This is a genomic window from Nonomuraea sp. NPDC003201, from assembly GCF_053590415.1.
This window is the reverse complement of the sequence record NZ_JBSFTC010000320.1, coordinates 1-11,792: the sequence shown is the minus strand read 5'-3', so window position 1 is coordinate 11,792 and position 11,792 is coordinate 1. Positions and strand designations below refer to the sequence as shown.

Genomic DNA, 11,792 nt, shown 5'->3' with positions numbered 1-11,792 from the left:
CCCGGCCCCGTTCACGTCCAGGCACTTGCCGCCATAAACCCGCAGCTCACCGGAGCTGGTGGAGGTCCACTGCTGGTTGGCCTGGCTGTTGCAGTCCCAGATCTGCGCCTGCGCGCCGTTGGCCTGCGAGGCTCCGCTGATGTCCAGGCACCGCCCAGACCCCGCACCCTTGAACGCACTCGTGCTCCCCGAAGGCTGGCCCTGGGGGCCGGCGGACGCCATCACGGCCTGGGCGCCCGCGGGCCAGGCGCCGTTGGTGACGGTGACGTTGTTGTTCACCACATTGCCGCGGTCGCCGTTGGTCACGTTGGTGCTGCCGTTGGTCGACCAGTTGCCGGTGACGGTGAAGTTCCCCATGTTCTCGCCGCCCCAGTAGTTGGCGGTGGCCCAGGTGCCGGTGTTCGACAGCACGTTGCCGGTGACGCTGTAGTACTTGGAGCCCTCGTCGAAGTAGATCCCGAACCAGCCGTTGGTCCGCAGGCAGTGGTTGCCGCTGATCACCGCGTTCGGGTTCCACGACAGCGTGTAGATACAGCCCCCGTCGGTCATCTGCTGCATGACGTCATGCACGTAGTTGCCGATGAGCTTGTTGCCGGACGCGGTGGTGGGCGTGGTGTAACGCGGCTGGTAGTTGTACAGGCCGCGGTTGGCGTACTGGTTGCTGCCGCCCGGCTCGTTGGCGCCCCAGCCGTACCCGACCGACATGCCGGTGTACGGCAGGTTGTAGACCTCGTTGTGTGACACGTCGGTGTTGGTGACGTAGGTGGTCAGGACCGAGACGATGCCCCGGTAGTCCAGGCCGAGGTCATGGATGCGGTTGTTGCTGACGGTGATGTTCCGGTTGACCATCCGCTGGTCACTGGGGTGGTGCGCGTCGGCGCGCACGCCGCCCACCACGATGCCGCCGGCCGAGCTCTGGGCGATCTCGGACCGGGTGACCGTGATGTCGCCGGCGCCCAGGCCGACACCGCTGGCGTGCGCGTTGGCGTCGTTGCCGATGCCCACGGCCGTCTGGCCGAGGTTGACGAACCGGGAGTCGGTGAAGGTGATGTTGCCGGCCGCGGACACCTGCACGGCTGCCGGCATCTGCTGCCAGTTCGGCCGCGCGGCCTCGAACTGCTGGCACCCCTCCTGGCAGGAGGTCAGCCTGTCGGCGGGCCAGTTCCAGTTGCCCGCGATGTAGGCGCCGGTCTGCTGGTCCGCGTAGCCCTGGTTGCTGCTGGGCCCGAGCCAGGTCGTGCCGGAGAAGGTGATCCCGCTGAACGTGATGTGGTGCGCGGGCGCGTCGTAGGTGCCCCCGACGTTCACCAGGGACTGGAGAATCGGGAGCTCGACACTGACGTTGCTCATGTTCTGCCCGGCAGCCGGGATGTAGTACAGGACGCCGGTGCCGGGGTTGATGTACCACTCCCCCGGCGCGTCCAGGAACTCGTAGGCGTTCTCCAGGTACAGCGGACCCGCCCGGTGCGGCTGCGTGAAGGTGTCGTACCCGAAGGTGTTGTTGTTCCAGCCGGGCTGCTGCATCGTGATGAAGTTCCCGCTGATGCCCTGCACCGTCACGTAGCGGTCCGTGAACGAGCCCACGCTCTCCATCTCGACCCGGTTCTGGTTGGCGAGGTTGTTCAGATAGCTCAGGGCGCTGTTGCCGAACCTCAGACCGGTGGTGGTGGCGGTGAAGTCGGACCTGTTCACGGTCGTGCGCGCCCGTGTGGCGAGGGCGCCGTTGACGTACAGCTGCCGGGTGTCGATCCCCGCGCCGACGTCGGCGCGCCAGATGTTCTTCCCTGAATCGGCCACGGTCCATCCGGTGACCGCTTTGGCCCCGCTGATGACGGGACGGGCGCCCGCCGCGGCCTGCCATTTGACGGCGTAGCCGTTGTTCCCGGAATCGGCGGCGGTCAGCCGGAAGGGCGCGGACAGCCGGTACACCCCGTCGGCCAGTTCGACGACGATGTCCCCGGACATGGCGGCGTTCTGCGACCGTACCGCCGTCTGCGCCGCGGACAGCGAGCACGGCTGGGTGGAGGTGCAGGCGGTGCCGGTGCCGGCGGGTGACGCGTAGAGGGTCGTGGTGGCCGCGAGGGCCGGGGTGGCGGGGGCGACGAGGGTGAACGCCGCGGCCAGCGCCGCGACGATGCCGATCAGGAACGGTCTCAGCGCCGTGACGGGCGAAGATGACTGCACAGTGGTTCCTTTGGGGGGTACGGGTGTGGCCAGGTCACGCCCTGCTGCTCAGGCAGGTGACACCCTTCTGAGGGTCTTCGCCTCTAATTACGTTGTGAGTATTGATACCCGTCAAGACCTTAAGCCCGCTTATTTCATCCTTTGCACACAAAGGATCCGGCCACGGTTAGCCGTTTTGCGCCATTCACCAGCATGAATTCCCGCACCGCGGACACCCGCGGTCGATCGATTTCATATGAACCGTTCAGATGTGTCGTACTCATGGTCCCAGCGCCTGAGGCCCTGGGAGGGAACCCTCATCAGTCATACTTTGCAGGGAACGGCGAGGAGGAAGCACGGTGACCGACACCCCGCGCGAGAGCGGATACCGGCCGGGCTACGAGGTGGCGGCCGAGCAGGTGCTGGAGTTGATCGTCCGGCTCGGCCTGCGTCCGGGCGACCGCATGCCGACCGAGATCGAGCTGGCCCGGCAGCTGGGCACCAGCCGCACGGTGGTACGCGAGGCGGTGAAGCTGCTCTCCGCGCTCGGCCGGGTACGCGCCCAGAAGGGCCGCGGCCTTTACGTGGCCGACGACGAGGGGATGTTCGGCACCGGGCGCTGGGCCTCCTTCTTCCTCCCGACCGACCTCGACCACGTCTACATGCTGTTCGAGTTCCGCCGGGCGCAGGAGATGGAGACCAGCAGGCTGGCCGCCCGCCGCGCCACCCCCGCGGAGCTGAGGGCCATCGAGGAGGCGGCCGGCCTGTGCCGCCACGGCTTCGAGACCGGGCAAGAAGACCTGTTCAACCAGGGCGACGACACCTTTCACACCGCCATCGCCACGGCCTCGCACAACATGTTCCTCCAGGTGGCGGTGCGGGAGGCCCGCAGGCTGCAGGCGCAGTCCAACCTCATCGGGCTGAGCGGCTCGGTGGGCGGGCACGCCGCCAAGGCCGTCGAGGAGCACGACGCCATCTACCGGGCCATCCGCGCCGGCGACCCGGAAGCGGCCGCCCAGGCCGCGGCCACGCACATCGACAACACCCTCGACGACTACCGGAGAGAGATCCAGCAGCGCCTCTTCTCATCCCAGTGATCCGGCCGACCGAACCGGTTCGCCCAGCCGGGAATCGACGGACCTGATCAGCCGAGCCTGCGGCGGATGAACGTTTCATCGAGCCCCACCACGAGTGCCGCCGGGCAGGGCTTCCGTACAGGGCGGAGCCTTGACAGGCGGTCAACCCGTCGTATGTGCTTCGCTGTACACCGCTGCCTCCCCCTACGCACTATGTTGGCGAATCGATTCGAACCGGTCTCAGAGCGCGGCTGTCTCCGTCTCGCCCTACCTCCAAGGAGTACGACATGCAGCCTTCATCCGTTCCCTTATCGGGCTCCCGGGCGGCCGTCGTCGCAGCCGTGGTGGCGGCGCTGGCGATCCTCTTGGCCACCGCCCTGACCTGGTCGGCACCGGCCTCGGCAGCGACCACGCCACTGGTGGGCGTGGGGTCGGGGCGGTGCCTGGACGTCAGCGGAGCCTCGCAGACGAACGGCGCGCAGGTGCAGATCTGGGACTGCAACGGGCAGCCCGGCCAGCAGTGGACGTCGACCACCGCGGGTGAGCTGCGGGTGTACGGCAACAAGTGCCTGGACGCCTACGGCGCCGGCACCGCCGACGGCACCAGCGTGATCATCTGGGACTGCAACGGTCAGAACAACCAGAAATGGCGCCTCAACGCCGACGGCACCATCACCGCGGTCGGCGCGAACAAGTGCCTGGACGTCTCCGGGTACGGCACCGCCAACGGCACCAAGGTGCACATCTGGACCTGCCATGGCGGCACCAACCAGAAGTGGACCACCGGAGCCGAGCCCACCCCAACGCCGACCCCGCCGCCGGCCGGCGCGCGCCCGTGCGACATCTACACCTCCGGCGGCACGCCGTGCGTGGCCGCGCACAGCACGACACGGGCGCTCTACGGCTCGTACAACGGCAACCTGTACCAGGTCAGGCGCTCCTCCGACAACACGACCAGGAACATCGCCGTGCTGACCGCGGGCGGTGTCGCCGACGCCGCGGCCCAGGACTCCTTCTGCACCGGCACCACGTGCGTCGTGACCGTCGTGTACGACCAGTCCGGGCGGGGCAACGACCTGTGGTACCAGGGCTCCAGCGTGGTCCCCGGCTCCCCCCAGAGCAGGCCCGCGATCGCCACCACCGAGTCGCTCACCGTCGGCGGCGGCAAGGCGTACTCGCTCTACATCAACCCCGGCAACAGCTACTGGCGGGACGGCCACCTGACCGGCGTGCCCACCGGCAGCGCACCCGAGGGCATGTACATGGTCACCAGCGGCACCCACGTCAACGGCGGCTGCTGCTTCGACTACGGCAACAGCGAGACGACCAGGAAGGCCGACGCCGCCGGCGCCATGGACGCCATCAACTTCAGCACCCAGTGCTGGTTCGGCGGCTGCCAGGGAACCGGCCCCTGGGTCCAGGCCGACCTCGAATGGGGCCTCTACCCCGGCGGCAGCCAGTCCTGGAACCCCAACCAGCGGGCCTTCCCCCACAAGTTCGTCACCGCCACGCTGAAGAACAACGGCACCAGCCGGTTCGCCATGAAGGGCAGCAACGCGCAGTCCGGCAGCCTGTACACCCTGTACGACGGGCAGCTCCCCAACGGCTACAGCCCGATGAAGAAGCAGGGGGCCATCATCTTGGGCAGCGGCGGTGACTGCTGCAAGCCCGACGGCGGCGCCAACCTCAGCGCCGGAACCTTCTACGAAGGAGCCATGGTCGCCGGCTATCCCACCGACGCCACGGAGAACGCCGTCCAGGCCAACATCATCGCCGCCGGCTACCGCTGACCCGGTCCCTCGGCACACCGAACGCCGGCCACCTACTCGTGAGGGGAGGCGGTGGCCGGCGTACGAACGAGCCCGAGCCCGCGCCTTCGGGGTAGGTGTCGCGCGAGTTCAGCCACCCGGAGCCCGCGCCGGCGTCGGCCAGGGTGCTAGACCTGATGGAAGCCGCCGTTGACCGCCAGCAGCCGTCGTCCGGCGGGTTCCGGACGGATGTTGGGGCCCTCGGCGGCCCTGGCGTTCGGCTTGCGGGTGCACGCGTTGATCGCGTGCTCGTCGATCGTGATGCCGAGACCGGGCGAGTCTCCAAGGATGAACGCGCCGTCCTCGACGTCCAGGTCGAGCGACAGTCCGAGTGGCGGGTGCAGGTCCTGCAACTCGCTGGCCAGATGGTTCGGCACCGACGTCGCGGCGTGCAGCAGCGCGACCGGCGTGGTCCCGATCGGGCTGACCGGCAGCTCATGGGCGTGCGCCAGGGTGGACACCCGGAGGAAGTGGGACACCCCCCAGACCGCGGCCGTCTGGACGATGTCGACGGCCCCCGCGGCCAGCAGCGGACGGAACTGCTCGAGCCCGGTGAGGTTCTCCCCCGTGGCGACGGAGGCGCGGATCCCGCGGCCGACCACGGCCAGGCCTTCGGCGTCCCACCGCCGGACCGGCTCTTCGATCCACGTGAGGTCCAGGGTGCGTTCGAGCTCGCAGACGTGCCGGACCGCCTGCTTGCGGGTCCAGGCCTCGTTCACGTCGAGCATCAGGCCCGGCCGCGATCCGTGCCCGGCCTCGGTCAGGACGTCCCGTACCAGTGTCAGGCGGTGCCGGTCGCGTTCGATGTCGAGGCCGCCCTTGATCTTGGCCGCGCGCAGACCGCGCTCGGCGTAGACCTGGTAGACGGAGACGAGTTCGTCGTCGGTCAGGCCGATGTCGAGGCCTGAGGCGTAGGCGGGCACCCGCCGGTCGCGTCCGCCCAGCAACCGCCAGAGCGGTTCACCGGCCAACTGTGCCTTGATGTCCCACAGGGCGGTGTCGAGTGCGCCGATCGTGCCGAACACGGCGCCGGCGTGGCCCGCTTTGAAGGTCCGCCGCAGCATGCGGTCGTAGAGCGCCGTCACGCCGCGCGGATCCTCGCCCTCGATCGCGGCGAAGACGGCCTCGATCTCGACGTGCGGCCCGAGGCCGATACCGGTGATCCCCTCGTCGGTGTCCACCATGACGAGCGGCACCGACACCACTCCGTCGGCGAAGACGCCGTTGGCGTCACCGACGGGACGGCCCCATTCCTGGACCGTCGTCGTGGTCCGATACCCCGTGATCCGCATGTCAGCCCTTCGTGGAACCGGCGGTGACGCCGTCGGCGATCTGGCGTTGGAGGAACAGATAGATCATCAGCACGGGTACCGCCGCGATCAGGACCCCCGAGGCGAAGGTGGGGATGTCGTCGGAATACTGTCCGCGCAGCGCGTTGACCCCGATCATGAGGGTGCGATGCTCGGGCGACGGCATCATGAGCAGGGAGATGAGCACGTCGTTCCAGCAGAACAGGGCGTCGAGAATGCCGACCGACAGCAGCGCCGGAACGCCCAGCGGGAGCATGATCCGCCGGTACACGCCGTACACCGTGTTCCCGTCGATCCTGGCCGCGTCGACGATCTCCGCAGGAATGGTCCTGTAGTGGCTCGTCATCAGGAAGACGGTGAAGGGCAGGAACTGCGCGACGTAGGCCAGGATCAGTCCCGGATAGGTGTCGATGAGCCCGCTGTCGGCCATGACCCTGGTGAGCGGCACCATGATCACCTGGAACGGGACGAACAGCCCCGCGAGACAGCCCAGGAAGATCACCGAAGAACCGCGAAAGCGCAGCTGGCTCAGCGCGAAGCCCGCCATCGACCCCAACAGCAGCAGCAGGGCCACGGCGAATGCCACGATGACGAACGAGTTGACGAAGAACCGTGCCATTCCGGCGCCGGCCCAGGCCTCGGCGAGGTTGTCCCAGCGCAGGGAACCCGCCGGGGAGAACCGGTCGAGGACGTAGTCGCGCCGGGTCTTCATCGCGACGTTGGCGGTGAACACGAGAGGATAGATCGTCGCCAATGCGAGGACGGCCATCGGAACAGCGGCCACCCACCTGGCCAGACGCCTGCCGGGCATCAGTCCTGCCTCCCCGTGCGGCGGAGCAGAGTGATCTGCAGGAGCCCCACCACGAGCATGACGACGAAGAGGACCGTCGAGGCGGCCGAGGCGAGCGCGGGCCGGTTCATCTGTCCCTGCTGGTGCCAGATGTAGTACTCCGGCAGGTAGGTCGACCCCTCCGGGCCCCCGCTGGTCATGACGAAGAGCAGGCCGAACATGGACGTCAGCATCCCGATCATCGTGGTCACGAAGACGAACTGAATGGTGCGCGTCAGGCTCGGGATGATCACGTGCCAGATGGTCTGGCGGAGCGACGCGCCGTCCACGCGGGCGGCGTCCAGCAGCGAGGCGTCCAGGGTGCTGAAGCCGGCGAGGAACACCACCAGGGCCATCCCGAACGTCGCCCATACGTGCACGCCGACAACCGTGAACATGGCGATGCCCGGATCGCCGAGCCAGTCGACCGGGCCGACGCCGACCGCCCCGAGGACGGCGTTCAACGGGCCGTCGAACCCGAGCATGAGATTGAAGATCGCACCGACGATCACCGGCGAAAGCACGGCCGGGAAGAAATAGACGCTGCGGTAGACCCGGTGACCCGGCACGCGCAGATAGATGAAGGTCGCGAGCAGCCCCGGAATCGCCACCGCCACGGGAAGCAGCAGCACCAGCAGCCCGACGTTGCGCAGCGAGGTGCGGAACAGCGGGTCGCCGGCCAGCTCCAGGTAGTTGCCCAGGCCGACGGGGGTTCCGTTGAGCTCGCCGTCACCCGTGAAGGAGAAGTTGACCCCCAGGACCAGCGGCCACAGCCGCAGGACCACGATGATCAGTACGGCCGGGGCCACCAGGACGTAGGGCGCGAGGCGCTCCGCGCGCCCTCTACGGGCGTCCCGGCGGCGTCCCCGGTGCTTGACGGTCCCTCCGCCGGCCGGCACGGAGCCGGCCGGGCGGACCAACGGGGACGGACTTCCGATCGGCACGCGGTCAGCCCGCCCGGTCGGAGGCGGCCAGCTGCTCCACAGCCTTGTCCACGGTGGTCGACCCGCTCAGGAGCTGCTGGGACAGTCTTCCCATCAGGTCCAGGGTCTTGGAGGACAGCGCCACGTGCAGGGCGGGCTTGCCGGTCTTGATCTCGGACGCGATCGTGGCGACGGCCGGGCCGGCCTGCGAGAAGTCGATCGTCGTGTCGGACGCGATCGCGCCGGCCTTGGAGTAGAACGCCGTCAAGGCGTCGGTCGAGGTCAGGGATCGCACCAGATCGGCGGCCAGCGCGGGGTCCTTCGTCCACTTGGCGACCGCGTAGCCGATGCCGCCGTCGTACGGAAGGCTCGGAGTGGCTCCGTTGGTGACGACGGGGGCCCGCATGACGCCGATCTTGTCGGGCGGCAGGAACTCGCCGAAGTCCTTCCAGTGCCCGATGTCCGACATCAGCCCGATGATGTGCGCGGCCTTACCGGTCTCGAAGACCCTGAAGATGTCGGTGAACATCGCGGTGGAGTTGGCGCCGTCGTTGTTCAGCCCCTTGTCGCCGGCGTCCTTCCACAGCTCGAAGATCCGCCTCACGTGAGGAGAGGTCCAGTCACGCTTCCCGGCGATCCAGTCGTCGTACTCCTGAGGCGTCAGGATGCCGGATCCGAGGCCCGACAGGAAGAACTGGATTCCGGCGCCTTCCTTGTTGCCGAGCGCGAAGCACGTGGCCCCGGTCGCCTTCTTGATGGCGGCGCAGCCGCTGACGAACTCGTTCCAGGTCTTGGGCGGGTTCGCCGGGTCGAGGCCGGCCTTCTCGTAGAGCGTCTTGTTGTAGTAGATCGGGTGTCCCTGCAGGGTCACCGGTGCGGCGTAGATCTTGCCGTCCTTGCTGAACGCGTCCCAGCCCGCCAGCCGGCTCTTGTCCTCGGCCACGTACTGGTCCAGCGGAAGGAGCGCGGTGACCCGGTCGCGGATCTGCCCTCCCCCGTTGAAGAGCATGACGTCGGGCCCCTTGCTGGACTGGATGGCCGTGCCGAGCAGGGTGTAGTACTGGTCGAACGGCTGGGAGACGAACTCGACGGTGACTCCCGGATGCCGCTTGGCGAAGTCGGCCTTCGCCTTCTCGATGTAGGCGGCGGCGGCCGGTTCACCGGACTTCCAGTCCCAGACCACGATCTTCTGCTGCTTCTGTGTCGAGTCCCCGGACGGGGACTGGGTCCGGGCCGCGCTCCCGCAACCGGCCAGGACCAGCGCGGCGACCATCAAGGCCGACCACAATGCTCGCTGCTTCATTGCTGCCCGCTTTCCGAGGACCGCTGGACCAGGCGCAAACATAATTCGTATGACGTATAACGTCAATAGGGCTCACGTATACTGACGCGGTGGCGCGCCAGGAGGGGTCTATGACGACATCGCAGGAAACGCCTGGCAGCGTCCCGGCGCCACCGGCCTGGGTGCGACGTCCTGCCAGTCTCGCCAGAGCGGTGACAGCCGAGCTGGTGGAGCGCATCGTTCGCGGGGTGCACCCGCCGGGGACATCGCTGCCCCCCGAACCCGCGCTCTGCGAGGCCTTCTCCGTGAGCCGCACCGTCGTCCGGGAAGCGGTGAAACTCCTGCAGGAGAAGGGGCTGGTGCGGGTCCGTCAGGGCTCCGGCACCATGGTGACCCCGCCGACGATGTGGGACATGCTCGACGAGCTCGTCCTCGCCGCGACCATCGCCGAGGAAGAGAGCCTGGCGATCCTCGACGACCTCGTCGTCACACGGCGGGTGCTGGAGTCCGACATGGCCAACGTCGCCGCCCGCCTGGCCGGGCCGGACACCGTGGAGCAGCTGCGGGCATTGGTGGATCGGATGGACGAGCTCGTGGACGACCCGGTCACGTACGCCGAAAGCGACCGCGCCTTCCACGACACGATCATGCAGGCGTCGGGAAACCGCATCGCTCGGGGCGTCGTACGGGCGCTGGAAAGCCAGGTCATCAACACCGCCCGATACCTGGGCCGGACCGAGCGGGCGCTCTGCGTGGCGTCGAACCTCGGCCACCGCCGCATCTACGAAAGCATCGCCGCCCACGATCCCGGGGGCGCCGCCGAGGCGATGTTCAACCACATCACCGAGGCCTGGATCGTCCGCCGCAGCGGACCGGCCGACCCCGTGCGGCTGCGGCGTTAGCGCCCGTTCGCGTCCTCGGAACCGATTCGATCGAGGGCCGTGAAAGTTTCATCGCGGCACGTCAGTGGCGGCCACGGCCGCTTCTCCTGGTCAGACGCCAGAGCGACGGGGTCGTCTCAGGCGCGGGCCCCCAACGTCGAGAAGGCCGATCCTTGACAGGTCTTGTCACGGTCATATTTGCTCCGCTGCACCATCGCCTCCAGCCGCCAGGAAGAAAGGAGATCCCATTGCTGCGGCGTTGAGTGAGCGCTAACACTTCCAATGCCCGCACCCCCGGAAAAGGTGGTGGAAGTGGCTTCCCTTTTACGTTTTTCACCCCCAAGAACGGCAAAGGAATTCGCGTGATGTCGAGGCTCAGGTACCTCTTCACCGCTATCGCGTCCGCTGTACTGCTCATCGTCCTGGCCACGGTGCATACGGCGCTGGGCGACAGCGCGCCCCCGTCCCTCGCACAACGGAGCGCCCTCGCGGGCACCGCGGGATGCGGCAAGACCCCGACGCTGAGAAGCGGTACGCAGTCGATTACGACCAGCGGGAAAAATCGCAGCTACATTCTGAGAATTCCGGACAACTACAACAACAATAACCCCTACAGGTTGATCTTCGGATTCCACTGGAATGGCGGAACCGCCAACGATGTCGACGGGGGCGGAACCAGCGGGTACCCCTGGTCCTACTACGGGCTCAGGGCATTGTCGAACAACACCGCCATCTTCGTCGCGCCCCAGGGCTTCAACAACGGCTGGGCCAACTCGGGCGGTGAGGACGTCACCTTCGTCGACGACATGATCCGGCGGATCGAGGCGGACCTCTGTGTGGACACCTCCCAGCGCTTCGCCATGGGCTTCAGCTACGGCGGCGGCATGAGCTACGCGCTCGCGTGCGTCCGGGCGACGGTCTTCCGCGCGGTGGCGGTCTACTCCGGCGGCCAGCTCAGCGGGTGCAGCGGCGGCAACGAGCCCATCGCGTACATCGGGCTGCACGGCCTCAGGGATCCGGTGCTCAACATCTCCGCGGGCCGGTCGCTGCGTGACAGGTTCGTCAGGAACAACGGCTGCACGCCCCAGAACCCGCCGGAGCCGGCGCAGGGCAGCCTGACGCACGTCGTCACCAACTACTCGGGGTGCCGGGCGGGGTATCCGGTCGCATGGGCGGCGTTCGACGCCGGCCACACCCCCGGTCCCGTGGACGGGAAGCCCGGCGACCTGGAACCCGGCGAGAAATCCTGGACCAGGCCAGTGGTGTGGAACTTCTTCACGCAGTTCGGAGGCGGCGACCCGAACCCGACGCCGACCCCCACGGTTGATCCGCCAGCTGCGGGCGCGCTCAAGGGTGCGGCGTCGGGCCGGTGCCTGGACGTCAGCGGAGCCTCGCAGGCCAACGGCGCGCAGACGCAGATCTGGGACTGCAACAGCCAGGCCAACCAGCAGTGGACCTCCACCAGCTCCGGTGAGCTGCGGGTCTACGGCGGCAAGTGCCTGGACGTGAACGGGGCCGGC

General features: G+C 68.0%; 9 protein-coding genes. 4 read left to right on the top strand and 5 right to left on the bottom strand.

Features of this window, described 5'->3' with window-relative positions; all coding sequences use genetic code 11:
- A partial coding sequence (locus tag ACWDX9_RS51860) for a ricin-type beta-trefoil lectin domain protein (RefSeq protein WP_449969172.1) occupies nt 1–2,184 on the bottom strand: 2,184 nt, incomplete at its 3' end.
- 338 nt (nt 2,185–2,522) lie between these two features.
- Here ACWDX9_RS51860 and ACWDX9_RS51855 point away from each other — a divergent pair.
- A complete protein-coding gene (locus tag ACWDX9_RS51855; RefSeq protein ID WP_397374716.1) occupies nt 2,523–3,260 on the top strand; it encodes a FadR/GntR family transcriptional regulator in 738 nt (245 codons plus the stop codon).
- Between the two features lie 266 nt (nt 3,261–3,526).
- The gene (locus ACWDX9_RS51850; protein ID WP_449969170.1) at nt 3,527–5,029 is read left to right on the top strand and encodes an arabinofuranosidase catalytic domain-containing protein; all 1,503 of its coding nucleotides are present in this window, start codon (nt 3,527–3,529) and stop codon (nt 5,027–5,029) included.
- 146 nt (nt 5,030–5,175) lie between these two features.
- Here the strand turns inward: ACWDX9_RS51850 and ACWDX9_RS51845 are convergent, their stop codons facing one another.
- The 4 genes from ACWDX9_RS51845 to ACWDX9_RS51830 are packed head-to-tail and all read right to left on the bottom strand — an operon-like array spanning nt 5,176 to nt 9,412.
- Complete coding sequence (locus ACWDX9_RS51845; protein WP_449969168.1) at nt 5,176–6,339, bottom strand: mandelate racemase/muconate lactonizing enzyme family protein; 1,164 nt, start codon at nt 6,337–6,339, stop codon at nt 5,176–5,178.
- Nucleotide 6,340: 1 nt separating this feature from the next.
- Nucleotides 6,341–7,168 (bottom strand): carbohydrate ABC transporter permease, encoded by an 828-nt coding sequence (locus ACWDX9_RS51840; RefSeq protein WP_449969165.1) that lies wholly within the window; start codon nt 7,166–7,168, stop codon nt 6,341–6,343.
- Nucleotides 7,168–8,130 (bottom strand): carbohydrate ABC transporter permease, encoded by a 963-nt coding sequence (locus ACWDX9_RS51835; protein WP_449969163.1) that lies wholly within the window; start codon nt 8,128–8,130, stop codon nt 7,168–7,170. The genes ACWDX9_RS51840 and ACWDX9_RS51835 overlap by 1 nt, the downstream gene beginning before the upstream one ends.
- A 4-nt stretch (nt 8,131–8,134) precedes the next feature.
- Complete coding sequence (locus ACWDX9_RS51830; protein ID WP_449969161.1) at nt 8,135–9,412, bottom strand: ABC transporter substrate-binding protein; 1,278 nt, start codon at nt 9,410–9,412, stop codon at nt 8,135–8,137.
- Nucleotides 9,413–9,603: 191 nt separating this feature from the next.
- Between ACWDX9_RS51830 and ACWDX9_RS51825 the strand changes: the two genes are divergently transcribed.
- Nucleotides 9,604–10,293, top strand: coding sequence for a FadR/GntR family transcriptional regulator (locus ACWDX9_RS51825; RefSeq protein ID WP_449969159.1), 690 nt, complete (start codon nt 9,604–9,606; stop codon nt 10,291–10,293).
- A gap of 344 nt (nt 10,294–10,637) precedes the next feature.
- The coding region (locus ACWDX9_RS51820) for a ricin-type beta-trefoil lectin domain protein (RefSeq protein ID WP_449969157.1) at nt 10,638–11,792 on the top strand (1,155 nt) is incomplete at its 3' end.

Excerpts from the sequence above, each read along its gene's own strand:
- ACWDX9_RS51830 (WP_449969161.1), bottom strand. The coding sequence starts at position 9,412 with ATGAAGCAGCGAGCATTGTGGTCGGCCTTGATGGTCGCCGCGCTGGTC.
- ACWDX9_RS51845 (WP_449969168.1), bottom strand. The coding sequence starts at position 6,339 with ATGCGGATCACGGGGTATCGGACCACGACGACGGTCCAGGAATGGGGC.
- ACWDX9_RS51850 (WP_449969170.1), top strand. The coding sequence starts at position 3,527 with ATGCAGCCTTCATCCGTTCCCTTATCGGGCTCCCGGGCGGCCGTCGTC.
- ACWDX9_RS51840 (WP_449969165.1), bottom strand. The coding sequence starts at position 7,168 with ATGCCCGGCAGGCGTCTGGCCAGGTGGGTGGCCGCTGTTCCGATGGCC.